This is a genomic window from Lichenicoccus sp., assembly GCF_965276875.1.
Classification (GTDB): Bacteria; Pseudomonadota; Alphaproteobacteria; order Acetobacterales; family Acetobacteraceae; genus Lichenicoccus.
Genome location: NZ_OZ255701.1, coordinates 206,403 through 228,887, shown reverse-complemented (window position 1 = coordinate 228,887; position 22,485 = coordinate 206,403). Strand labels below are relative to the sequence as shown.

Annotated in this window: 27 protein-coding genes; 16 read left to right on the top strand and 11 right to left on the bottom strand. The window is 66.6% G+C overall.

Annotation, left to right across the window (positions count from 1 at the left end; translation table 11 throughout):
* Positions 1–3 precede the first annotated feature (3 nt).
* The 3 genes from ACQY4K_RS01185 to ACQY4K_RS01175 are packed head-to-tail and all read left to right on the top strand — an operon-like array spanning position 4 to position 1,754.
* Positions 4–366, top strand: coding sequence for a cupredoxin domain-containing protein (locus tag ACQY4K_RS01185; protein ID WP_428392719.1), 363 nt, complete (start codon positions 4–6; stop codon positions 364–366).
* Positions 367–369: 3 nt separating this feature from the next.
* The gene (locus ACQY4K_RS01180; RefSeq protein ID WP_428392717.1) at positions 370–1,212 is read left to right on the top strand and encodes an FTR1 family iron permease; all 843 of its coding nucleotides are present in this window, start codon (positions 370–372) and stop codon (positions 1,210–1,212) included.
* A gap of 26 nt (positions 1,213–1,238) precedes the next feature.
* Entirely contained in the window at positions 1,239–1,754 is a 516-nt protein-coding gene (locus ACQY4K_RS01175; protein ID WP_428392715.1) for an iron transporter, read from the top strand.
* 13 nt (positions 1,755–1,767) lie between these two features.
* Here ACQY4K_RS01175 and dmeF read toward each other — a convergent pair whose 3' ends face one another.
* From dmeF to ACQY4K_RS01160, 3 genes are all read right to left on the bottom strand, one after another.
* Positions 1,768–3,033, bottom strand: coding sequence for a CDF family Co(II)/Ni(II) efflux transporter DmeF (gene dmeF, locus ACQY4K_RS01170; protein ID WP_428392713.1), 1,266 nt, complete (start codon positions 3,031–3,033; stop codon positions 1,768–1,770).
* A gap of 9 nt (positions 3,034–3,042) precedes the next feature.
* Positions 3,043–3,321 carry a metal/formaldehyde-sensitive transcriptional repressor gene (locus ACQY4K_RS01165; protein ID WP_428392711.1) on the bottom strand — a complete coding sequence of 93 codons (279 nt, stop codon included), beginning with the start codon at positions 3,319–3,321 and terminating at the stop codon, positions 3,043–3,045.
* A 70-nt stretch (positions 3,322–3,391) separates the two neighbouring features.
* Positions 3,392–4,402, bottom strand: coding sequence for a Gfo/Idh/MocA family protein (locus ACQY4K_RS01160; protein ID WP_428392710.1), 1,011 nt, complete (start codon positions 4,400–4,402; stop codon positions 3,392–3,394).
* 59 nt (positions 4,403–4,461) lie between these two features.
* Between ACQY4K_RS01160 and secD the strand changes: the two genes are divergently transcribed.
* Together secD and secF are read left to right on the top strand one after the other, a co-directional pair.
* The gene (secD, locus tag ACQY4K_RS01155) at positions 4,462–6,024 is read left to right on the top strand and encodes a protein translocase subunit SecD (protein WP_428396267.1); all 1,563 of its coding nucleotides are present in this window, start codon (positions 4,462–4,464) and stop codon (positions 6,022–6,024) included.
* 8 nt (positions 6,025–6,032) lie between these two features.
* On the top strand, positions 6,033–6,986 hold the full coding sequence (gene secF, locus ACQY4K_RS01150; protein WP_428396265.1) for a protein translocase subunit SecF: 954 nt from the start codon (positions 6,033–6,035) through the stop codon (positions 6,984–6,986).
* Here secF and ACQY4K_RS01145 read toward each other — a convergent pair.
* From ACQY4K_RS01145 to pdxY, 4 genes are all read right to left on the bottom strand, one after another.
* Positions 6,976–7,287, bottom strand: coding sequence for a hypothetical protein (locus tag ACQY4K_RS01145; protein ID WP_428392708.1), 312 nt, complete (start codon positions 7,285–7,287; stop codon positions 6,976–6,978). The genes secF and ACQY4K_RS01145 overlap by 11 nt on opposite strands.
* A 65-nt stretch (positions 7,288–7,352) precedes the next feature.
* Entirely contained in the window at positions 7,353–7,811 is a 459-nt protein-coding gene (gene mscL, locus ACQY4K_RS01140; protein WP_428392706.1) for a large-conductance mechanosensitive channel protein MscL, read from the bottom strand.
* Positions 7,812–7,896: 85 nt separating this feature from the next.
* Positions 7,897–9,384, bottom strand: coding sequence for a hypothetical protein (locus ACQY4K_RS01135; RefSeq protein WP_428392704.1), 1,488 nt, complete (start codon positions 9,382–9,384; stop codon positions 7,897–7,899).
* A 78-nt stretch (positions 9,385–9,462) separates the two neighbouring features.
* A complete protein-coding gene (pdxY, locus tag ACQY4K_RS01130) occupies positions 9,463–10,320 on the bottom strand; it encodes a pyridoxal kinase PdxY (RefSeq protein WP_428392703.1) in 858 nt (285 codons plus the stop codon).
* A gap of 321 nt (positions 10,321–10,641) precedes the next feature.
* On the opposite strand from pdxY, the gene ACQY4K_RS01125 reads away from it, so the two are divergent.
* The 4 genes from ACQY4K_RS01125 (at position 10,642) to ACQY4K_RS01110 (ending at position 12,773) form a co-directional block, all read left to right on the top strand.
* A complete protein-coding gene (locus ACQY4K_RS01125) occupies positions 10,642–10,992 on the top strand; it encodes a Spy/CpxP family protein refolding chaperone (RefSeq protein WP_428392701.1) in 351 nt (116 codons plus the stop codon).
* A gap of 95 nt (positions 10,993–11,087) precedes the next feature.
* The gene (rpmE, locus tag ACQY4K_RS01120) at positions 11,088–11,318 is read left to right on the top strand and encodes a 50S ribosomal protein L31 (protein WP_428392699.1); all 231 of its coding nucleotides are present in this window, start codon (positions 11,088–11,090) and stop codon (positions 11,316–11,318) included.
* A 197-nt stretch (positions 11,319–11,515) separates the two neighbouring features.
* Positions 11,516–11,980: an Hsp20 family protein gene (locus tag ACQY4K_RS01115; protein WP_428392697.1), complete on the top strand. Its 465-nt coding sequence runs from the start codon at positions 11,516–11,518 to the stop codon at positions 11,978–11,980.
* A 214-nt stretch (positions 11,981–12,194) separates the two neighbouring features.
* Positions 12,195–12,773 (top strand): DUF1013 domain-containing protein, encoded by a 579-nt coding sequence (locus ACQY4K_RS01110; RefSeq protein WP_428392696.1) that lies wholly within the window; start codon positions 12,195–12,197, stop codon positions 12,771–12,773.
* Here ACQY4K_RS01110 and ACQY4K_RS01105 read toward each other — a convergent pair.
* Complete coding sequence (locus tag ACQY4K_RS01105; protein ID WP_428392694.1) at positions 12,770–12,940, bottom strand: YdcH family protein; 171 nt, start codon at positions 12,938–12,940, stop codon at positions 12,770–12,772. The genes ACQY4K_RS01110 and ACQY4K_RS01105 overlap by 4 nt on opposite strands.
* Before the next feature lie 148 nt (positions 12,941–13,088).
* On the opposite strand from ACQY4K_RS01105, the gene ACQY4K_RS01100 reads away from it, so the two are divergent.
* Genes ACQY4K_RS01100 through ACQY4K_RS01090 form a run of 3 tightly spaced genes read left to right on the top strand, consistent with a single transcriptional unit; the run spans position 13,089 to position 15,070 of the window.
* On the top strand, positions 13,089–13,289 hold the full coding sequence (locus tag ACQY4K_RS01100) for a YdcH family protein (RefSeq protein WP_428396263.1): 201 nt from the start codon (positions 13,089–13,091) through the stop codon (positions 13,287–13,289).
* Between the two features lie 15 nt (positions 13,290–13,304).
* A complete protein-coding gene (gene purE, locus ACQY4K_RS01095; protein WP_428392692.1) occupies positions 13,305–13,874 on the top strand; it encodes a 5-(carboxyamino)imidazole ribonucleotide mutase in 570 nt (189 codons plus the stop codon).
* Positions 13,871–15,070 (top strand): 5-(carboxyamino)imidazole ribonucleotide synthase, encoded by a 1,200-nt coding sequence (locus tag ACQY4K_RS01090; RefSeq protein WP_428392690.1) that lies wholly within the window; start codon positions 13,871–13,873, stop codon positions 15,068–15,070. Before purE ends, ACQY4K_RS01090 begins: the two co-directional genes overlap by 4 nt.
* A 29-nt stretch (positions 15,071–15,099) precedes the next feature.
* Here the strand turns inward: ACQY4K_RS01090 and ACQY4K_RS01085 are convergent, their stop codons facing one another.
* Positions 15,100–16,134 carry a serine hydrolase domain-containing protein gene (locus ACQY4K_RS01085; protein ID WP_428392688.1) on the bottom strand — a complete coding sequence of 345 codons (1,035 nt, stop codon included), beginning with the start codon at positions 16,132–16,134 and terminating at the stop codon, positions 15,100–15,102.
* A 377-nt stretch (positions 16,135–16,511) separates the two neighbouring features.
* Positions 16,512–17,177 carry a RadC family protein gene (gene radC / locus ACQY4K_RS01080; RefSeq protein ID WP_428392686.1) on the bottom strand — a complete coding sequence of 222 codons (666 nt, stop codon included), beginning with the start codon at positions 17,175–17,177 and terminating at the stop codon, positions 16,512–16,514.
* An 80-nt stretch (positions 17,178–17,257) separates the two neighbouring features.
* Between radC and ACQY4K_RS01075 the strand changes: the two genes are divergently transcribed.
* Entirely contained in the window at positions 17,258–17,965 is a 708-nt protein-coding gene (locus tag ACQY4K_RS01075) for an HAD hydrolase-like protein (RefSeq protein ID WP_428392684.1), read from the top strand.
* Here ACQY4K_RS01075 and ACQY4K_RS01070 read toward each other — a convergent pair.
* Positions 17,937–18,743: a JAB domain-containing protein gene (locus ACQY4K_RS01070; RefSeq protein ID WP_428392683.1), complete on the bottom strand. Its 807-nt coding sequence runs from the start codon at positions 18,741–18,743 to the stop codon at positions 17,937–17,939. The genes ACQY4K_RS01075 and ACQY4K_RS01070 overlap by 29 nt on opposite strands.
* Before the next feature lie 98 nt (positions 18,744–18,841).
* Here ACQY4K_RS01070 and ACQY4K_RS01065 point away from each other — a divergent pair, with 98 nt between their 5' ends.
* The 3 genes from ACQY4K_RS01065 to ACQY4K_RS01055 are packed head-to-tail and all read left to right on the top strand — an operon-like array spanning position 18,842 to position 22,481.
* Positions 18,842–21,118, top strand: a complete 2,277-nt coding sequence (locus ACQY4K_RS01065; protein WP_428392681.1) for an ATP-dependent helicase — start codon at positions 18,842–18,844, stop codon at positions 21,116–21,118.
* Positions 21,115–21,999: a 50S ribosomal protein L11 methyltransferase gene (locus ACQY4K_RS01060; protein ID WP_428392680.1), complete on the top strand. Its 885-nt coding sequence runs from the start codon at positions 21,115–21,117 to the stop codon at positions 21,997–21,999. Before ACQY4K_RS01065 ends, ACQY4K_RS01060 begins: the two co-directional genes overlap by 4 nt.
* A complete protein-coding gene (locus ACQY4K_RS01055) occupies positions 21,996–22,481 on the top strand; it encodes an N-acetyltransferase family protein (RefSeq protein ID WP_428392678.1) in 486 nt (161 codons plus the stop codon). The genes ACQY4K_RS01060 and ACQY4K_RS01055 overlap by 4 nt, the downstream gene beginning before the upstream one ends.
* The last annotated feature ends 4 nt before the right edge of the window (positions 22,482–22,485 follow it).

Sequence of the window (22,485 nt, the reverse complement as noted above, 5' to 3'; positions counted from 1 at the left end):
TCCATGGGCAGTGCCGCGCGCCTCTTCCCCGCCATGCCGGCGTTGCTCATCGTGACGCTCTGGCTCGCGGCACCGGCGCGGGCGGCCGCTCCGGTGCGCATTGTCCTGAAGAACCACGGCTTCACTCCGGACACGGTCCACGTGCCGGCGAACAAGCGGCTGCTGTTCGACATCACCAACCAGGATGCAACGCCCGCCGAATTCGAGAGCAGCGATCTGCGAGTCGAAAAGATCGTGGTGCCCGGCGGCAGGATCCTGGTCAGGGCGGGACCGTTGCGACCGGGGACCTACCGCTTTTTCGACGACTACCATCCGGACCAGGCCCGGGGCACCGTCATCGCCAGCCAATCGCAAACCGGACAGTAACGAATGCTCGCAAGTCTGGTCATCGTCTTTCGCGAAGTCATTGAGGCGGGCCTGATTGTCGGCGTCGTGCTGGCGGCCACCCAGGGCGTCGTTGGGTGCTACGTCTGGATCGCGGGCGGCATCGGTGTCGGCCTCCTCGGCGCGGCGCTGCTGGCGGTGTTCGCGGGGACCCTGGAGACTGCCTTCGCCGGCTCCGGGCAGGAGCTGTTCAACGCCACGATCCTGATCATCGCCGTCGCGATGCTGAGCTGGCATCAGCTCTGGATGGCATCGCACGGCCGGCGGATGGCGCACGAGATGCGGGCGATGGGTCGTGACGTGGCGCTTGGCCGACGCTCGATGTCGGCGATGGCCGTCGTGGTCGGGGTTGCGGTGCTGCGGGAGGGGGCGGAGGTCGTGCTGTTCCTGTATGGCATTGCCGTCTCCGGCCATGAAGGCTGGGCCGCCCTGATGCTGGGCGGGGCGGCCGGTGTCGGCCTGGGCGCCCTGGTGTCGTGGCTGCTCTATCGTGGGCTCCTGGCGATCAGGGTGGCGCGGCTGTTTGCCGTCACGGGATGGCTGATCGCGCTGCTCGCGGCCGGGATGGCAGGGCAGGCGGCCGCGATCCTTGCCGGTGTCGATCTCATTCCCGCCTGGGGCTACCAGCTCTGGGACACGTCCTGGCTGCTGCCCCAGGACAGCATCCCGGGTCGCGCGCTGCATGCGCTGGTCGGCTATGCGGACCGACCGATGGGTGTGCAGCTCGCCGCATGGCTCGCCGTTCTCGGCGCGCTGGTGGTGGGTGCTCGCCTGATTCGCGGCACGCCTCACCCGGCCGCGTCCGGCGGCGACCGCCGCATTGTCTGACCTCGCAATCGTCGAAAGCCTTGACCATGATCAACAAAGCCGTTCTGGCCGTCGCGGCACTCAGTCTGCTCGGGACCCATGTCGCGGCCGCGCGCGAATATTTCGTCGGCGGCCCGGTGCAGCGCCATGACATGGAGGTTGTCGCCAACTACCTCGTCGGGGTCGAGATGGCGCCGCGGCTGCCGGGCATGCCGATGGGGTCCGACGTGATCCATCTGGAGGCGGACGTGCATGCGACGGCCGATAACGCCTACGGCTATCCCGATGGCGCCTGGATCGGATACCTCACAATCCACTACGTGATTGAGGAGCCTGCCGCGCACTGGACGGCACGCGGCACGCTGCATCCGATGGAGGCGAAGGACGGCCCGCACTACGCCGACAATGTCAGGATGAACGGTCCCGGCACCTACACGGTGACCTACGACTTCGCCCCACCCGACTGGGACGGATTTCTGCGCCACGTCGACAAGCGAACCGGCGTCCCGGCCTGGTGGATGCCGTTCAGCCAGGCGTTCACCTTCAGCTATCCACAGAAATGACGGCAGCCGCCACTTACGCAGGGGCTTTCTGCACCTCGATGGTGACATGGGATAGCGAGCGAAAGCGCGCGGCCAGTCGCTGGCGATAGAAATCGGGTTCTCGCGGATAAGGTGAGACAATCGCGACGATCGCTCCCAGGTGCCCAGGCCCGAGGCGCCACATGTGAAGGTCGGCGAGCGTGTCGCCCTCCGCCTCGATCGACCGGCGCACAGCTTCGGCCACGCTCCGGTCAGGCACCATGTCGAGCAGGATGGCGCCGGTGTCGCGGATCAGGCCGAATGACCAGCTCGCGATGACGCAGGCGCCGACGATCCCGGCGAGCGGATCCATCCACAGCCAGCCAAAGGCGCGGGCCAGCAGCAGTCCGATGATGACCATGACCGACACGGCCGCGTCCGCGACGACGTGGATGATGGCTGCCCGCATATTGTTGTCCCGATGCGCAATGCTGCTGCCATGGCCGTCCTCGTGATCATGCTCCTCGAAAGCAAGCCGATGTGCTTCACCATTGACCGTGACCTGCGCGGCAAAGGCGTGAGGCTCAGGGATCGCGTCGGCGCTTTGCAGGAAGCCGTTGCGCTCGATCATGGCAAACCGCTGCCGCCCGCCTCCCGGCCTGACGGTCTCCACGCTGACCGCTGACGCCGCCAGCGAGACGCCGCTCTCGGCGCGGATACGAAACACCGGCGGCTGGTTCTCCTCAAAGATGCCGACCACGACGACGCCGAGCCGCGTCGATAGACGGTATTCCTCCGCGTGCTCGTCATGCCCGTTTTCGTGATGCCCGTGGCCGTGGTCGTGATGGTGACCGCCCCCGCTCAGCAGCCACGCACTGGCCACGTTGACGGCCAGGCCAAGGGTCGCGATCGGAATCGCCTCGGCGAAGCGGATCGGCACCGGCGCGAACAGCCGGCCTACCGCCTCGTAGCCGATCAGAACCGCGATCATCGCCAGCATGATGGCGCTGGTGAAGCCGGCGAGGTCACCCAGCTTGCCGGTGCCGAAGCTGAAGCGGGGGTCTTCGGCGTAGCGGCGGGCGTAGCGATAGGCCAAGGCTGCCAGCAGCAGCGCGCCGGCGTGCGTGCTCATGTGGAGCCCGTCGGCCACCAGGGCGATCGAGCCGAACGCCAGGCCACCGATGATTTCGATGATCATCATCGCGCCGCAGAGCGCGATGACCGATCGGGTCCGCTGCTCTGCCTGCGCATGGCCCTGGCCAAGGAAGACATGGCCGTGTGGTGTCGGGGGGGAACTCGCGGGTCCCATAGGGGCGTCCATGGCAGCCTCTCACTTCAGGTAGGTGCGGACGACATCGATCAACTGTTCGACCGCCTCGGCGTTGAGCGCGTCGGGGTGCGTGTTCGGATCGACGAGATGGCTACGGACATGGTCCTCGACCACTTCGGCCATCAGCCCGGCCATCGCCGCCCGCGTGCTGGCCAGCACATGCATAACGACCTCGCAGCCGGCTTCGTTCTCCAAAGCGCGCTCGACGGCTTCCACTTGCCCTCGGATGCGGCGTATGCGGGCCAGCAGCTTCTGCTTTTCACGAACCGTGTGCGCCATCGGTAGGGGGCTACCCTATACCGGGGCGTGCCCGCAAGGATGTCTGCCACGGCTCCCGGCGTCCGCAGGATCACCGGATCAGACCGGAGCGCTCCATCCGGCGCCGGGAGTCCGCCATGCCTTCGGTGACCGCGATTGCGGCCTCGAGCGCGCGTATACCGGCGGCGGCGTCAACGATCACCGGCGCGCCGTCGAGGCATGCGGCGATGAAGGCGTCGTGCTCGGCGGCCAACGCGTCCTGCTCGTCCCAGGAGACCACCTCGCGTCCGAACCCGCCGGTGCCCGGCAACTTCATGCCGCGGTCGCGGCCGAGCATGGTGAGCGAACGCGCCACGAAATCCGCCGACAGGTAGCCTTCTTCGGAAAACAGCCGCATCCGCCGCTCGGTCTTGAGCGAGATCCGGCTTGCGGTGATGGTGGCGACGCAGCCGTTGGCGAAGCGCACCCGCGCGTTGGCGATGTCCTCGTGCGCGCTGCTGACCGCGGCGCCGAGCGCGTCGACGCTCTCGATCGGGCTGTCGACGATGGCCAGCACCAGATCGAGGTCGTGGATCATCAAATCGAGGATCACCGAGACGTCGGTGCCGCGTGGCTTGAAGGGTGCCAGCCGGGTCGCCTCGATATAGAGCGGCCGAGTAATCCGCGCGGTGATCGCGGCGTGCTCGGCTGAGAAGCGCAGCAGATGCCCGACCTGCAGCACGCGCCCGGTCGAGGCGGCGAGCGAGGCGAGTGCGCGGGCCTGCGCCACGCCTGCGGCGATCGGCTTTTCCACCAGCACGTGCCGGCCAGCCTGTAGCGCCGCCTCGGCGAGGGCGAAATGCGCGTCCGCTGGGGCGGCGATGATCACCGCGTCGCAGGCCTCGAGCAGTGCGTCCAGGGTGGGCAGTGCGTTGCCACGCGCCTCCGCCGCCACCCGCTCGGCACGCTGCTGGTCGGGATCGTGGATGCCGGCCAGCACCGCCCGCGCGGCGCCCGCAACCTTGAGTGCATGGAAGCGGCCGAAATGTCCGGCGCCGGCGATCCCGATCCGCAGTCGCGCTGAGTCGTCAGTTCGCTTGCCGCCGAGCCAGCCGATTGCCATGCGGACAAGGCTAGCAGGAGAAGTTGCATCGCGAGAAGCACATCGGCATAACCCGCGCGATGATGTATTACAGCCGCGCGAGGATGGCCTCGGTCCTGGGCGTGTGCGCGCTTGGCCTGCTGCTCTGCCTGCCGAATTTCCTTGGCCCCCCGTCACGTGTGCTGCCCTGGCGGCAGATCCATCTCGGCCTCGATCTGCGCGGTGGCTCCTATCTGCTGATGCAGGTCGACGTGCCGGCGATCACCCGCGAGCGGCTGGCGGCACTTACCGACGAAGTACGGCAGGACCTGATCAAGGCCGGGCTGGGCTATCGTGACCTCGCCGCAGATCCCGCCGCGCGCAGCGTCCGCTTCACGCCGCGCGATCCCTCGGAGCGGGCGCGCGACGTGGCCGCACTGCGCGCCCTGCCGAAGGCCAGCCCGGGCGAGTTCAGCGTCGCAAGCCAGCCGGACGGCAGCGTCGCCCTGACCCTGTCGCAGGCGGCGATGCAGCGCCGTGCGCATGACGCGGTGGTGCAGTCGATCGAGATCGTGCGGCGGCGGATCGATGCGACCGGCGTTGTCGACCCGGAGATCAGCCGTCAGGGCGACGACCGAATCGTCGTGCAACTCCCTGGCATCACCGACCCGAACCGGGTCAAGAAACTGCTCGGCACCACGGCCAAGATGACCTTCCATCTGGTCGACGAGAACGCGACTCCGGGTGCGCCGGCGCCTCCCGGCGCTGAGCTGCTGCCGATGCAGGACAACCCCAAGCAGACGCTTGCGGTGTTCCGCCATGTCGATGTCGACGGTGCCGATCTCACCAATGCCGCCGCCGGACAGGACAACCAGAGCGGCGGCTGGGACGTCAATTTCACCTTCAATTCCGCCGGTGCGCGCAAGTTCGGCGACGTCACCCGCAACAATATCGGTCGCCGCCTGGCGATCGTGCTCGACAACAAGGTGCTCAGCGCGCCGGTGATCCAGAGCGTGATCGCCGGCGGCCAGGGTGTCATCACAGGCAGCGACTTTACCGCCCAAAGTGCCACCGACCTCGCCTTGCTGCTCCGCGCCGGTGCCCTGCCCGCCCCGCTCGCGGTGATCGAGGAGCGCTCGATCGGACCATCCCTGGGCGCCGCCTCGATCCGCGCCGGTGCGATCAGCCTCGCCGTCGGCTTCCTGCTGGTGATCGGCTTCATGGGGCTGTTCTATGGCCTGTTCGGCTGGTTCGCGAACCTCGCCTTGGTCGCCAACCTGATCCTGCTGCTGGCGGTGCTGTCGTTGTTCCAGGCGACGCTGACCTTGCCGGGCATGGCTGGGATGCTGCTCACCCTGGGCATGGCGGTCGACGCCAACATCCTGATCAACGAGCGCATACGTGAGGAGGTCCGTCGTGGTCGCAAACCGCTGGCGGCGATGCAGGCCGGCTTCGAACGCGCCACCGGCACCATCCTCGACAGCAACGCCACCGCCCTGCTCGCCCATGTGATGCTGTTCGTGTTCGGCACCGGACCGGTGCGCGGCTTTGCGCTGACCATCACCGTCGGCATCCTGACCACATTGTTCACCACCTTGCTGCTCTCGCGCATGCTGATGGTGCGCTGGTATGCGGTCCGCCGCCCCTCGCTATTGCCGGTCTGATGCAAACCGTGTTCATGCGTCCCGCCTTCCGCTTCGTGCGCGACGGCACGAAGATCCGCTTCATGCGCGGCCGCTTCATCGGCCTCGCCACCTCCGCCTTCCTGTCGATCGCCTCGATCGGACTGTTCTTCTATCCGGGGCTTTCGCTCGGCATCGATTTCAAGGGCGGCATCGTCGTCGAGGCGCGTACTCCGGGGGCCGCCGATTTCGCCGCCCTGAAAGCGGCGCTGGCGGCCCAGCATGTCCCGAGTGCCGGCCTGCAGCGATTCGGCGCCAACAACGACGTGCTGATCCGTCTCGACGCCCCTACCGGGCACGGTGCGGCCAGCGAGGCGGCGACGCAGTCGCTGGTCGACCGCACCCGGGTGGCGATCCGGGCGGCGCAGCCTGGGGCCAAGATGCTGCGCGCGGACGCCGTCGGCGCCTCGGTCTCGGCCGAGCTGTTCCGCAACGGCCTGCTCGCACTGGGTCTCAGCCTGGCGATGATCCTGGCCTATATCTGGATACGGTTTGAGTGGGAGTTCGCGGTCAGCGCCGTGGTTACGCTGATCCTGGACCTGACCAAGACGATCGGATTCCTCGCCATAAGCCGCTTCCAGTTTGACCTGGTAATGGTCGCCGCCCTGCTGACCATTCTGGGCTATTCCACCAACGACAAGGTGGTGGTCTATGACCGGGTGCGCGAGAATTTGCGCAAGTATCGTTCGATGGATCTGCGCTCGCTGATCGATCTGTCGATCAACGAAACCCTGAACCGCACGCTCGGCACCTCATCGACGGTGTTCCTGGCGGCGTTGCCGCTGGCGATCTTTGCCGGCAGCACGTTGTCGGGCTTCGCCTGGGTGATGCTGTTCGGAATCGTCGTCGGCACCTCGTCCTCGATCTTCATCGCCGCCCCGCTGCTGCTGCTGCTCGGCGAGAAGCGTCTGCGACGCGACACCCAGGCGACGGTCAAGCGGTAGCGGCGGCGCCGTCCAGGGCAGCTTTTCGCTGTCCCGCTGGCGGCGTCTTGGTGTCGAGCCGGGTCGCGTTGTCGATCAGGGCACGCACGGCGCCGTCGGCGTGGGTGAGTGCGGTGCCGCTTGGGTTGCTGGCCTGGGCCTGGATCGCGACCAATGCCGCATGGTCTGAGCGGATCAGTTGAACCAGCCCGGCGCGGTTCAGGTGGCCGGACATGACGGCGCTCTCCGCCATGCCGTGCGCGATCAGGTAGGTCATGACGACCCGGCGCGTGCCACGGGCGATGCCGGCGTCGCCTTGCATGGACTGACAGCCTGACAAGCCGATCAAGGCAGCGGCGAGCCCGGTGCATCGCCACCCGGGCGCGTTCATGCGGCCGGCGGACGCGCCGCCAGCAGATCGCGGATTTCGGCGAGCAGCGTCTCGCTCGCGGTTGGCACCGCCACCGCATCCTGGCGCACATGCAGCCGGGTAAGCAGCTTGACCACCCAGAAGATCACCAGGCCGACGATCAGGAACTGGATCACCGCATTGAGGAACAGGCCGACATTGATGGTCGCCGCCCCCGCATGCTGCGCCTCAGTCAGGGTGGCGAGGTGCGGACCCTTGAGCGTGATGAAGATGTTGGCGAAATCGATGCCGCCGACGAGCAGCCCGATGATCGGGGTAAAGACATCCTTGACCAGGCTGTTGACGATGCCGGTGAAGGCGGCCCCGATAATGATACCGACCGCCAGATCGACGACATTTCCGCGCATGATGAAGGCGCGGAACTCGCCGATCCAGCCGGGGGTGTGGAGCGGGATGGAACGCGTAGTCAGAGCCATGACAACCTCTCGGGATGAATGCGTGTGGCGATACCATCACCCCGTTCGGTCGCGTGTCAAAATGGCCGGGCGGTCATGCGGGGGTTTACCCGAACAGGCCTGCTTGCGGGACCGTCGCGACTCCGGCGAGCTCGATATGCGTCCCATTGGTGAGCATCAACGCGGTCGAGCCACCGGCGGACGTCGCACTGGCGATGCCGAGGCCGCCTGACAGACGCAGGTGGTCGATGCCGACCCTGAAACCGCCGACATAGTCGCGGGCCGCGCCGCCGTTGGAGGCCCCACCGCTAACTGCACCACCGCTTACCGCCATCATGCTTGTATCGAACTGCAGCAGCATGGCGCCGGTGCCGGCGAACACCGCGGCACTGCCGGACCCCATGGCGATGCTGGCGATGCCGGCGCCACCGACAAAGGTGTCGGCGCCATGGCCGAGCATCACGGTGTCCGCGCCGCTGCCGCCGAACAGCACGTTCTCGTAGAGCGAGCCGGCGCCGTTGAGCGTCTCGTTGCCGGCGCCAGCGACCAGGCCGTCGCCGCCATAGCCCGACGCGGTCAGCACGTCGCCGCTCACATCGCCGATCAGAAAGCTGCCGGGCCCAGTTGCAAACATCTGGCTGCCGCCGCTACCGCCGAAATAGTCGCCGCCGCTGGCGGCGGCATGGATGGTCTCCGCACCAATGCCGCCGACGACGGTTTCGTGCTCGTTACGGCCTCCGACGAAGTCGAGGCGACCGGCGCCGCCAAACACCGTGAGGTTGCCGCCGGTGCCGCCATTGACGGTCATGGCGCCCTTGCCGCCGATCAGCTCGTCGTCGCCCATGCCGCCGATATAGACGGTCGGCTGGTCCTGCAGGAAGGCGACCAGGGTGCTGCCTGCGGCACCTCCGCTGATCGTGCCGGGGGCGTCGTTGGCGACCACGGTCGCGGCCCCCGCCTTGTTGCTGTAGTCGTAGCTGCCGCCATTCTGCACGAAGGTGACAACGCTGCCGGTGCTGCCGCCGGTGACCGAAGTCGCGGTGCTGGTGGCGAACACGGCATCGATCTTGTCGTCGGCGACATAGATCTGGTTGTTGCCGGAGAGCGTGGCGTTCTGGCCGTGCGCGGTCGGCTGGACATAGGGTGCGCTGGTCGGCGTTCCGGGATCATTGGGCGACGGCAAGACGCTGACCGCCAAGCTCGCAGCCTTGGTGTTGCCGCCGCTATCGGTGAAGGTGAGTTTGATGCTGTCATTGCCGGCGGCGGCGCTGACATAGGAGAGCAGCTTGAGGTCGGCCCCGATCTGATCGACTGTGCCGGAGAAAATGACGGTCTTGCCGCCGTTGGACGTCGTCTCCGACCCTTGCACGCCGGCGGCGACCACCAGCGGGTTCATCTGCGTCGTCAAGGTCGCGGTTGCCTTTGTGGCGCCGGTGGCGCCGGTGTCGAGCACCAGCAGGTTCGCGATGGGTACTGCCACATTGACCGTCGTCGACAGGGCGCTGGGGCCTTCGATAACGATTTCACCGGTCAGCGTGGTCAGGCCGAGGCCCGCGATGATTTGTGCGACGGTGGGCGACGTGCTGCTGCTCATGGCGGGTCCATGTTCTTGACGTTGGGGCGGTATCGTAGGGCGTCCCAACAGTAGGGCCCAGAACAGGTTAAAAACGTGTTAAGTCATGTGCAGGGGTTCTGCCACAAAGCGACGGGTGGGCGTCACCAACTGCTGTTGCGCCGCCACCAGGCAGAGCTCGCGGGCGCCAGCGCGCAACGTGTGTTCGAGCACGCCCCAGGTGGCGCTGGCGGCTGCCTCGAGGGCTGCGCGCAGGTCGCGTGATGTCAGAACATGAAACAGAAACAGGGCCGCGATCAGGTCTCCGGCGCCGTCCGGAGCAAATGCGAGGGTCGGGGTGCGCAACAGATAGGTCTCTGCCGGGGAGGCCGCGATCATCTCACTGCTGGCTGCGGGTGTGGTGTCGTTGCGCACGCTGGTGACCAGCACCAGGCGCGGACCGGTGCTGCGCATCCGATCTTGCAGGTGGCGCACGGCGACCAGAAGATCTGCCTGGCGTTCGCAGGATAGGCCGGTGAGCCGTTCCAGCTCGAACTGGTTCGGGGTCAGGATATCGGACGCCGGCACGGCGTCGTCGTGCAGAAGGGCGGGAATGCCGGCCCGCACGAACAGGCCCCGACCGGCGTCACCCATCACCGGGTCGCAGCAATAGAGGAGTTCGGGCCGGCCGCGAGCACGGGTCTCGGCAACCGTATCGAGGATGGCGCGGCCGACGTCCGGATCGCCGAGATAGCCGGAGAGCACGGCGTCAAGGTCGATGAGGGCGCCGCGTTCGCCGATGCCGTGCAGCAGCGCGCGCACCGAGGTGCTGGTGAATGTCTCTCCGGTCCAGGTGCCGTATCCGGTGTGGTTGGAGAATTGCACGGTATGCACCGCCCGGACCTCGGCGCCGAGACGTTGCAGCGCGAACAGCGCCGCGGCATTGCCGACATGGCCGAAGCTGACCCAGGATTGCACTGAGAGAATGTTCAGGCGGCCTCCGGGCTCATTCTGAGCTTCTATCACGGGGTCGTGATAAATTGTGCTACGCTGTGCGTCACTGGACTCGACGGACCGAGCAAAAGCCTACATTGGGCGTGGACGGTATGTCGCGGGCTTCGTGCGCATGACAGGCGGCGGCACGTATGAGTGCTGCAACAGAGAGGGACGCCGATGGCCGCGAGGCATCATGGTCTGATCCGGAGTGGAATCCTGCTTGTTGCGGCTTGCGTCGTCACGGCAGCACTCGCGGCTCCTCCGGGGGCGGAGCTTGCGGCTTCGAATGACGCCAGGACGGCGATGAGCCGTAGCGAGGCCAGCGCCACTGCACGGCATATCGCGACCCTGCATGCTAAGCTGCACATCACGCCGGCCCAGGAGGCGCTCTGGCGTCCTCTCGCGGCGGCGATGTGGAACAGTGTCGCAGCGCTCGACCACGTTTATGCCGAGCGCGGTCGTCACTATGATCAGATGTCGGCGGTCGACGATCTGAGATCCTACGGCCTGGTGCAACAGACCAACGCGGACAACGTCAAAAGTCTGATCGCGCCCTTTGAGCGGCTCTATGCCAGTTTCAGCCCGGCGCAGAAGCGGCGGGCGGACATGGCCGTCCGCCAGTTCACCGACAGCGCGGTCAAGGCGTCGCGCTAGAGAGGTTGCCCGGGCGTGGTCGAGCGTCTATAGGCGGCGGCAGCGCCCGTCCGGTCGGTATCGGTCGCGGCACGCAAAGCAGAAAGCGACGCAGCATGAAGTCCGGCATCCATCCCGCCTATCACGAAATCAACGTCGTGATGACCGACGGCACCCAGTTCACAACCCGGTCCTGCATGGGCAAGCCGGGCGACACGCTTCGCCTGGACGTCGATCCAAAGTCCCATCCAGCTTGGACCGGCGTCCAGCGCATGCTCGATACCGGTGGCCAGGTCGCCAAGTTCAACAAGAAGTTTGCCGGCATCGGGATGCGCAAGGGCGACTAACCCAGCTTGCTATCGTAGCTTTAAAAGAGCCTGTTTTTTGTGCGCCGCTCCTTGATTCAGGGAGCGGCGCTTTCCATTTCTGGGTAGCGAAGGCAGCCGCATCGGGGCTTTTGCAGAGACCATTACGACGACCATCCAGGGGTCCGGCCGCAACGGCGGGCTTTTACCACAGACCTTGCTTTTCAGGAGGTTTTTCCATGACTTACGATTTCGCGCCACTGTTTCGCAGCACAATCGGCTTTGACCGGCTCGTGCGCCTCGTTGACACCGCTGCCCAGGCGGCTGGTACAACGTCCTATCCCCCTTACAACATCGAGAAGACCGGCGAGTCAAACTACGTGCTGACCATGGCCGTAGCGGGCTTTGGGCCGGACGATATCGAGCTGACCGCGCAGGAGAACACGCTCGTCATCAGTGGGCGTGTCAATGCCGAAGCACAGGGTGAGGTGCTGCATCGCGGGATCGCGGCGCGCGCCTTCGAGCGTCGCTTTGCGCTCGCCGACCACATTGTGGTCGATAGCGCCGAACTGGTGCATGGGTTGCTCCACGTAGCTCTCAGGCGCGTCGTGCCAGAAGCGCTCAAGCCGCGTCGGATCAGCATTGGCACGGCACCGGCGCCCCAGGCGAACGATAAGGCAATCGAAGGCGCCAAGGCGGCCTGAACTTGCTGTAACGATCCCAGCCCTTTGATTTTGCTGTGGCTTGGGTTTCAAGGCGAAGAAGGGGTGGGGCGACCCACCCCTTTTGCTTTGGCACTTGACCGGCACAACGCTGGGGTCCCATATCGCACTTGATCACGTAGCGCCGGCAGGCAATCAGGACCCAGGTCAGAGACGCCGCCGCCCGGGCGCTTCTCGACTTTGATGGGACCTAGACATGACCTTGCCCCTGATGCCAAAGGCCACCGCAGTGTGGCTGATTGAAAAGACCGCGCTGACTTTTACCCAAATTGCCGAGTTCTGTGGCATGCACCCGCTCGAGGTTCAGGCTATCGCAGATGGAGAGGTTGCGCAGGGGATTGTCGGCTATGACCCGGTCGCCAATCATCAGGTGACCCAGGGTGAAATCACCCGTTGTGAGGGCGACACCTCGCTCCGCCTGCACATCCTCTCGGCCAATAATCCGGTGACCAGGCGCTCCAAGGGCGCCCGCTACACGCCCGTTGCCAAGCGCAACGACCGGCCTGACGCGATCGCCTTCGTCCTGCGCAACTATCCGCAGTTGTCGGAGTCGCAGATCATCAAGCTGCTCGGAACCACCAAGGATACCATTGCCAAGGTCCGCGACCGGCAGCATTGGAACAGCGCCAATATCAAGCCGCGCGATCCGGTCATCCTCGGTCTGTGCAGCCAGACCGATCTGAACGCGGTGGTCACGGCCGCCAACGACCGGCTGATCCGCGAGGGCCACAATGTGCCCGCGCCGCCGCCGGTCGAGGCGGAGGAGGCGGCCTAAAGGCCGTCGCGCAGGCGTTCCATTTCCTGCTTGACCCTGAGCTTCTCGAGCTTGAGCCTGTTCAGGGCATCCTGGTCCGGCTGCGGCCGGTGATCCTCCTCGACGATACGGCTGTCGAGGTTGGCATGGCGGATTTTCAGGCTGTCGATCCGGGCTTGCTGGCTCATGGTGGCTCCGCAACAGGGTGAGGCGACATGCCACGATAACGCTGTGTGACAGGATTATGTCACGCCAAATCGGCTTGTGTGGCGCCGGTCTTGCGCATGCGACGTGCCCGACTGATTTTATCGGACCGCCTGTGCTATGCAGCGCCTCATGCTAACGGACCGCGACACGCTTTTACGTCAACTGCACGAGCTGCGTAGCGAGCACCGCGACCTGGATACGGTGATCGGCCGACTGGCGTCGCATCCCATGGACCAATTACAGATGCAGCGGCTGAAGAAGCGCAAGTTGATGCTCAAGGACGAAATCGCCTGGCTGGAAAGCCGGCTGATCCCTGACAGCATAGCCTGACGCAGAGAGGGTCCCATGGTACAGCCGTCGAACGAAACCAGGCAGCCGCCGGAGCTTGATCCCGAGCAGCAGGTCGACAGACCGCGGCGACAGCGCCAGGACAGCGCCGCACAGGTCGGGCTGATCATGGGCAGCCAGTCTGACTGGAAGACGCTGTCGCACGCGGCCGACATGCTCGACACGCTGGAAATCAGCTTCGAGACCCGGATCATCTCCGCCCATCGCACTCCCGACCGTCTGGTCGATTATGCGACGTCGGCGCGTGAGCGCGGGCTGCAGGTGATCATTGCCGGTGCCGGCGGGGCCGCCCACCTGCCGGGTATGTGCGCTGCCTGGACCACACTCCCGGTGCTCGGCGTTCCGGTCAAGAGCCGCAGCCTGGGCGGGATCGACAGCCTGCTCTCGATCGTGCAGATGCCTGCTGGGGTGGCCGTTGCGACCTTGGCGATCGGCCGCGCCGGCGCGGTGAATGCCGCCATTATGGCCGGCTCGATCCTGTCGCTCGCCGATGCCGACCTCGCCACCCGGATCGAGACCTGGCGGGCGCTGCAGACCGCCTCGGTGCCAGATCTGCCTTCACAGTGAGCTCTGCTTTCGCAGTAACATCTGCCGCCCCACTCAAACCGAACAGCGTCATCGGCATCATCGGCGGCGGCCAGCTCGGTCGCATGTCGGCCCTTGCCGCGGCCAGGCTCGGCTATCGCTGCCACATTCTGACCGATAACGCCGAGAGCCCGGCGGCCCAGGTCGCGGCCTCGATCACGCTTGGCGCGCATGACGACCCGGCCGCTTTGCGGGCTTTCGCCGACCGGGTCGATGTCGTGACCTTCGAGTTCGAGAACATCAGCGCCAGCGGCCTCGACCTGCTGGCGTCGCTTCGTCCGGTGCGGCCGTCGGGCGCGATCCTGCGGATCAGCCAGGACCGGCTTGCCGAAAAACATATGCTGACAGAGGCCAGCGTCGCCGTCGCCCCGTTCCATCCGGTCGCGGACCACGCCGCCCTGGAGACGGCCGCGCAGACGCTTGGCCTGCCGCTGGTGCTCAAGACAACCCGGCTCGGCTATGACGGCCATGGTCAGGCGGTCATACGCGAGGAGGCGGCCCTCGAGCCGGCGTTCGCGCGCCTGCAGCCACATCCGCTGATCGCCGAGCGCTTGGTGGACTTCGCCTGCGAGCTCAGCGTCATGGTTGCGCGTGGGATGGACGGCGCGGTGGTCGCCTACGACGCGGTGCAAAACCACCATCGCGATCACATCCTCGATTTGACCCTGGCGCCGGCGCCGGTTACGCCTGTGGTCGCGCTCGCGGCAAGGGCGCTGGCGGTACGGATTGCGAACCACCTGGAGCTGGTCGGCCTGCTGGGCGTCGAGCTGTTCCTCGACGCTGATGCGGCGCTGCTGGTCAACGAGATCGCACCCAGGCCGCATAATTCAGGCCACTGGACCCTGGATGCGTGCCCGGTCAGCCAGTTCGAGATGCATATCCGGGCTGTCGCCGGACTGCCGTTGCCCGCGGCCGTGCGTCACTCGGATGCGGTCATGAAAAACCTGCTCGGGCTGCAGGCGCTGGAGCTGTGGCCGGAGATCCTGCGCAGCGAATGGCTGCTCGGGCATCTCTATGGCAAGACGCAGGCGCGTCCGGGCCGCAAGATGGGGCACGTGACAAGGCTGTTCGCGCGCGGCGCCCTGCCCGGCCCTCTTGGCATCCGCGACGCCATGGCGCCGCTGCCGATCGCCTTGCCCGGGTGTGAATTCGAAGCGGGTCAAGACAGCTTCAGCTGAGCACGTCACCACCGGCCATTGCTGCGCAGCTATTTTCTTTGCAGCCGGCCGAAGGCCTTATGTGTCAGCCAGGTCGGCAGGCTCATGGTCGGCTTCGGCCAGTGGGATAGCTTCGCCACAACGAGCTGGTTGACCCGATCCACGAAGAGGTTCTGCCCGTGGATCCCCATGGCGAACAGCGTCTCGGGATGATCATCAATCACATACCAGTTGCTCCGATAGCGCATATTCTGGCTGATTGGTGCAAAGACCTTGCCCCATTCGCCCGTCCGCCATGCCTGCGGATCACCGTTCTGCCAGATATCTTCGACCCAGGGTCCTGGGACGACCTGCGTACTGCCCACCGCGCCGCCATTGATCATGAGCTGGCCGATACGCGCCAGGTCGCGCACTGTTGCGCATAGGCCGCCCGCGCAACGCGCCAGGCCTTCCCGATCGACCGTGATTGCGGCATCCGCCTCGGCGCCCATCGGCTGCCAGAGATGCGCACTCACAAGGGCTGCGATCGTCTCGCCCGTCGCGCGCTCCAGCACCCAACCGAGCAGGTCGGTGTTCGCCGAAACATAGCTGAAGGGGCTCGCTTGCGGCACTTCGATGCCCGCCAGACCGGAGAAGAAGGCGCGCAGGCTGGGATCGGGACGCCCCGGATCTGCGGGCACCCAGTTCGTTGCCTCTTCGTAGGCCGCCAGCGACGTGCCGGTAAGCTTCACGCCCAGACGCATGTCGATCAGATCGCGTATGGTGGCAATGCCATACGGGCTTTCAGCAATCTCTGGCACATAGCGGGAGATCGGGGCGGCAACGTCCAGCTCGCCTCGCGCCTCGATGATCCCGACCAAGAGGCCCGCCCGCATCACCACCATGGCGTCTGTCGACGTGTATCTGAGGAACGGCGCCGACGTGAGGATGCTCCGCAGCTTGCCGCTTGCACGCGGCAAGGGGCGCACGTGCGTCCGATCGTGTGCGATCGTAGCACAGGACACCACGCGGTCGACGTTGCGAAAAGCCCATCGGTTGTGCGGAGCGGTGCGCCAGTTGGTGATGTTGGCGCGCAGGTCAGGCAAGGCGCAAGCTCCTTCTATAGCCGTCTCTGACGGCGCTGATCGGGCGGAGGGCGACATGTTAGGGACGGCTGCCTGGATGATCTATCCGCGGGCATCCTGATTTGATGATAGAGCGTCCAGCCGACCCGCTCGGAAGCGCGCGTGACCATGGCCGATGCCGGTTCCGTTCGAGATGCCCAGGCTTGCCGCGGCAGGCCACGCGCGCTGGCCAAGCGCGCCTTGCGCTAACCCCGTGCGAAACTCGCCGAGATTGCGGTCGCAAGCGGCTACGCCTCGACCGGCGCTTTCAGCACAGCGTTCTCGCGCAGCGTGAGCATCTCGCCTTATGCTTATTCAAGTTAGGGAGATCGTCTCCCAATCCGAAGCGATGGACACGCCTAATGGCGGCCGTCCAGCAGCCCCTGCTCGCTGAAGCTGGTCCAGCGTCCGTTGCCGACAATCACATGGTCGCGCACGGTGACGCCGAGCACGCGCGCGGCCTCGACCACCTGGGCGGTCATCGACAGATCCTCGGGCGAGGGCGTCGGATCACCGCTCGGATGGTTGTGCACCAGGATGATCGCCGCCGCCTCGAGTTCGATGGCGCGTCGCACCACCTCGCGCGGATAGACCGGCGTGTGGTTGACGGTGCCGCGCGCCTGCGCCTCGTCGGCGATCAGGCGGTCCTCGGCGTCGAGGAACAGCACGCGAAACTGCTCGATCTTCTCGCGCGCCAGCACCGCGGTGAGGTAGCCGATCAGGCGCGCGGAATCGGTCAGCACGGTCTCGTTCTGCATGCGCGCGCGCGACAGCCGCAAGGCCGCCTCGTGCAGCAGCTTGATCGCGGCCAGGCTGTGCGCGCCGAAGCCGGCAAATCCCTGCAGCTCGCGCAAGGGGGCCGCAAGCAGGCCTGCGAAACTGCCGAAGCGCGCGATCGCCTCGCCGGCGAGCACATCCGGGTCGTGGCGCGCGGGCATCGCAGCACCCAGCAGCACGGTCAGCAGATCGGCGTCGCCCAGGAGCGCGCCTTCACCGCCGAGCAGCCGCGCCTGGATCGCCTGCATCGAGTTCCCTCCGCTTAACGATACGAGTATGCAACATTTTCGCCTTGGCCTCAATGCGCCATGCGTCTAGAAGCGCGCGGATGACACAGATCACATCGGCTATGTCGAGCCAGGCCGTGCTGCTCGACCTCGACGGCACCCTGATTGCCTCGCGCGACGGCATCATCGTCTGCCTGCGCGCGGCACTGCGCGAACTCGGTCGCGAGCCGGACCCAGGCGAGGACCTCGACTGGGTGATCGGCCCGCCGCTGCCTGACGTCATGGCGCGGCTGCTCGGCGATGTCGGCGCGGAGGCCATCGAGACCGGCATGCGCGCCTACCGTGCCCAGTACGATCGCGTCGGGTTGCATGAGAGCCCGCTGTTTCCTGGTATCGCGGATTTCATGGACGACCTCGCCAACTCCGGCAGGCGGGTGTTCCTGGCCACCTCCAAGCCGCTTCACCTGGCGCGCCGCATTCTCGAATTGCGCGGCCTGACCGGCTATTTCGATGGCTTCTATGGCGCCCGTCCAGACGATACCGGCGCCGAAAAGCCGGAGCTGATCGCGGATCTGGTGGCGCGCGAAGGTGTTGATCCTGAGCGCGCGGTGATGGTCGGCGACCGGCGCTACGACATTACCGGCGCGCACGCCAACGGACTGCGCGCGATTGGCGTGCTTTGGGGCTATGGCGGCCGCGCGGAACTGGAGGCCGCGGGTGCGGACGCCCTGGCCGAAAGCCCCCAGGCGCTGTTCGCTCTCCTCGAGGCACAGCTCGCGCTCAGACCAGTCCCTTCTGTTTCAGGCTGATCCAGTTCTCGCCGCCGACCAGCAGATGGTCGTGCAGGACGATGGCGAGCGGGCTCGCGGCCCGGGTAATCCGCGCGGCCAGCCCCGCCTCGCGGGCAAGCGTCGGCTTGGCGAGTGGTCCCGGCTGCAGGATGCGCACCAGGATCAGCGCCGTGGCGTGCAGATCGAGCGCCCGGCGCATCGCCTGGCGCGACGGGTCCGGCGCCTCGGCTTCCAGGCCCGCGATCATCGCGCTGGCGTCCTCGAGCACCTCGTCGGCGAGCAGGCGATTACGGTTGTCGAGGAACAGCGCGCGCAACTGTCCCGCGATCGCCCCGGTCAGCGCGGTATCGAAATATAAATGCAGGCGTTCCCAGTTGTTCAGCACCGGCCGGTCGCGCACCTCCGCACCCGATAGGCGCACCGCCGCCAACTCCGGCAGGCGCAGCACGGCGATGCAGTCCGGGGCGAGGCCGCCCTCCTGTGCGAGCGCGTCGGCAGGTGCGGACAGCACCGACGCGAGACTGCCGAAGCAGTTGATCAGCGCCTTGGCCAAGGGCTTGGTGTCGCGACGCGGAATGCCCAGGAACAGCAGCATCTCCAGGATCTCGTAGTCGGCGAGGCTGCCTGGACCGACGCCAAGCAGACGCTCGCGCATACGCCGACGATGGCCATGCGGTCCGGTGCTGGCGAACACCGGCGCTGGCTGGTTGCTGCCTGCGTCCTCCGTCAGCCGCTCGACACCGCCGCGCGTCAGCCCGGCGAGCCAGGCGCCGCCTGCCTCGGCAAATCCCCGCATGAAGGTGCCTCCGACTCGATTACAACCTATGGCTGCACCATACTCCATAACTACACGCAACGAACAGGGATTTGGCGAGGTCTTTCGTTCCTCCTAATATGACTGATGTGACAGACCTCCTCGCCGACTCCGCACCCGTTCCCGCCCTCGCTCCCCCTCCAGCCATGGACTATCTCGTCTCGCTCAATGCCGAGCAGCGCGAGGCGGTGGAGACCATCGACGGACCGCTGCTGGTGCTGGCTGGCGCCGGCACCGGCAAGACCCGGGTGCTGACCACGCGGTTTGCCCATATCCTATTGAGCGGCCGCGCCTTTCCAGGTCAGGTGCTGGCGGTGACATTCACCAACAAGGCGGCACGCGAGATGCGCGAGCGCGTCGGCCATCTGCTCGGACGGCCGGCTGAAGGGCTGTGGCTCGGCACCTTCCACGCGCTGTGCGCGCGCATGCTTCGACGCCACGCCGAGTATGTCGGCCTGACGTCGAGCTTCTCCATCCTCGATACCGACGATCAGATACGACTGCTGAAGCAGGTGATGGAGGCACGCCGGATCGATGCCAAGCGTTGGCCGCCGCAGGGTCTGATGGGCGTCATCCAGCGCTGGAAGGATCGTGGCCTGACACCGGCGGCGATCACCGCGGCCGAGGACAGCGAGTTCGGCGGCGGGGCGGCGCGCGGTGCCTACGCCGATTACCAGGCGCGGCTCGTCCAGCTCAACGCCACCGATTTCGGCGATCTGATGCTGCACATGACCGAGATCCTGCGCACTCGCCCGGACGTGCTGGCGCAGTACCACCGCGCCTTTCGCTACATCCTGGTCGACGAGTACCAGGACACCAACACCGTGCAGTATCTCTGGCTGCGGTTGCTGGCGAAGCGTGAAGGTGGTGGTGCCAACATCTGCTGCGTCGGCGATGACGACCAATCGATCTATTCCTGGCGCGGTGCCGAGGTGGAAAACATCCTGCGCTTCGAGAAGGACTTCCCCGGGGCGCGGATTGTCCGCTTGGAGCGCAACTACCGCTCGACGGCACCGATCCTGGCCGCCGCCTCCGGGCTGATCGCGCATAATGGCGGCCGTCTCGGCAAGACCCTGCGACCCGGCCGCGCGGACACCACGGGCGAACGGGTGGTAGTCGCCTCCGTGTGGGACTCCGACGAGGAGGCGCGCATGGTCGGCGGTCGTATGGAGAGCCTGCATCGCGACAATCACCCCCTGTCTGAAATGGCGGTGCTGGTGCGCGCGGGCTTCCAGACGCGCGCCTTCGAGGAGCGGCTGATCACACTGGGCCTGCCCTACCGGGTCATCGGGGGTTTGCGCTTCTACGAACGCGCCGAAATCCGCGACGCGATCGCCTATATGCGCGTCGTGAGCCAGCCGGCGGACGACCTCGCCTTCGAGCGCATCATCAACCTGCCGCGACGCGGTGTCGGCGATGCCACCTTGCAGGCGCTGCATCATGAGGCGCGCGCGGCACAGGTGCCGTTGACGGTGGCGGTGCAGCGGCTGCTGGATTCTGGCGCCTTGAAGGGCCGCGTGCGCGAGCAGCTCAATGCTCTAATGGGCTGCTTCATGCGAGCGCGCGACGCACTCGGCCGCGACGGCCATGTCAGCGCTGTGGGCACCCTGCTCGACGAGACCGGCTATACCGGCATGTGGCAAAGCTCCAAGTCGCCAGAGGCACCGGGACGCCTCGACAACCTCAAGGAGCTGGTCCGCGCCTTGGCAGATTTCGAGAGCCTGGGCGGCTTCCTGGAACATGTCTCGCTGGTCATGGAGAACGAGGAGAGTGCGAACGCCGACCGGGTCAACCTGATGACCATCCACGGCGCCAAGGGCCTCGAGTTCGACACCGTATTCCTGCCCGGCTGGGAGGAAGGCATCTTTCCCAGCCAGCGCACCCTCGACGAGGGCGGCAACAAGGGGTTGGAGGAGGAGCGGCGCCTCGCCTATGTCGCCATCACCCGGGCTCGCCTCCGTGCAATCATCAGCCACGCCGCCAACCGGCGCATCTATGCCAACTGGCAGAGCGCGATCCCCAGCCGCTTCATCGAGGAGCTGCCCGACGCGCATATCGAGATCACCGGCAGCGCTTCCCTGGCACGCGAGCAGCGCATGTCAGCACCCCCGGTGTTCGGCGGCCAGTTCCCGCTGACCGCCAAGCGGCCGCGCGTCATGGAGGCGACCGTCATCGCCGCCTGGGAGCAACCGCCGCGGCCGAAGCGCGAAACCGCGATCGCCGTCGGTGCCCGCGTGTTCCACCAGAAGTTCGGCCCTGGCACGGTGCGCGCGACCGACGAGGACCGGCTTGAGATCGAGTTCGATCATGCCGGCACCAAGCGGCTGATGGACAGCTATGTCGAGCAGGTAGGGTGAGCCCGCGGCGTGCGACCGCGCTGGAGACCATCCATGTCACCGTCCCGGAAGCCGCGGTCGAAGATTACGAGCGTGCCATCGCCAGCGTCTGTGCGGCCATCGGCCTGTTCGAAGCAGACGACACCCAGACGTGCTGGCGCATTGAGGGCGTAAAGACCGAGGGCGCCGACGAGGCCGCCCTCGCCGACGCTTTGTCGATAGCGGCCCATCTCAGCGGCCATTCCGCCGCCTTGCTGCGCCAGCGCACCGAGACTGAGGGCTGGCTCGCCCGCACCGCCGAAGCCTTCCCCGAGCAGCGGATCGGCCGCCGCTTCACCATACGCGGCACCCACCTGGCACCCGCGCCGGGTCCCGGTCTGACCCTGACGCTCGATGCCGGGATCGCGTTTGGCTCCGGCGAGCACGGCTCCACCCGAGGCTGCCTGCGCGCATTGGAATTCATGGCTCACCGCGCGCCGCGCCGCATTCTCGATCTCGGCACCGGCTCCGGCATCCTGGCGATGGCCGCCGCCGCCCTGCTGAAGCGGCCGGTGCTCGCGATCGACATCGAGCCCTGGTCGGTGCGGGTGGCGGCGCAAAACGCCCGGCTCAACGAACTGCACACCCGCGTCCTGTGCCGCCTTGGCAACGGCTGGTCCTCTCCCGCCATTCGCGCGGCAGCGCCGTTCGACCTGGTGTTCGCCAATATCCTGGCGCGCCCGCTTTGCCGGATGGCGGCCCCCCTCGCCGCCAATCTGGCATCAGGCGGCACCGCGATCCTCGCAGGCTTACTCTCAAGCCAGGTGCGCCAGGTACTGGCCGCGCATCGCCGGCAGGGGCTGGTGCTGGAACGGCAGCTGCGTGAAGGCGATTGGGCCACCCTGGTGCTGCGCCGCCGATGATCCGCGCGGCCGACCAGCGCGATCTGCCGGCGATCCTGGAGATCACCAACGACGCCATCCTGAGCGGCACCGCCTTATGGACGATCACGCCGCAGACGCTGGCGGACCGCCACGCCTGGATGATGGGCCGGCGCGAAGCCGGTTTTCCCGTCCTGGTCGCCGAACAGGACGGCGCGGTACGCGGCTTCGGCTCCTATGGCGCCTTCAGGCCGCATGACGGCTACGCCCGCACGGTGGAGCACTCGCTTTATGTGCATGCCCAGGCGCGACGCGCGGGGATCGGCTCGGCCTTGCTCGCGGCTCTGGTTGCGCGCGCCCAGGAAGCCGGCAAACACGTCATGATCGGCGGCATCGAGGCGGAAAACCACGCCTCCATCGCGCTGCACGAGCGCGCCGGATTTGTGCGGGCAGCGGTGCTGCCGCAGGTCGGACGCAAGTTCGAGCGCTGGCTCGATCTGCTGTTCATGTATCGGATGCTGTGAGTCG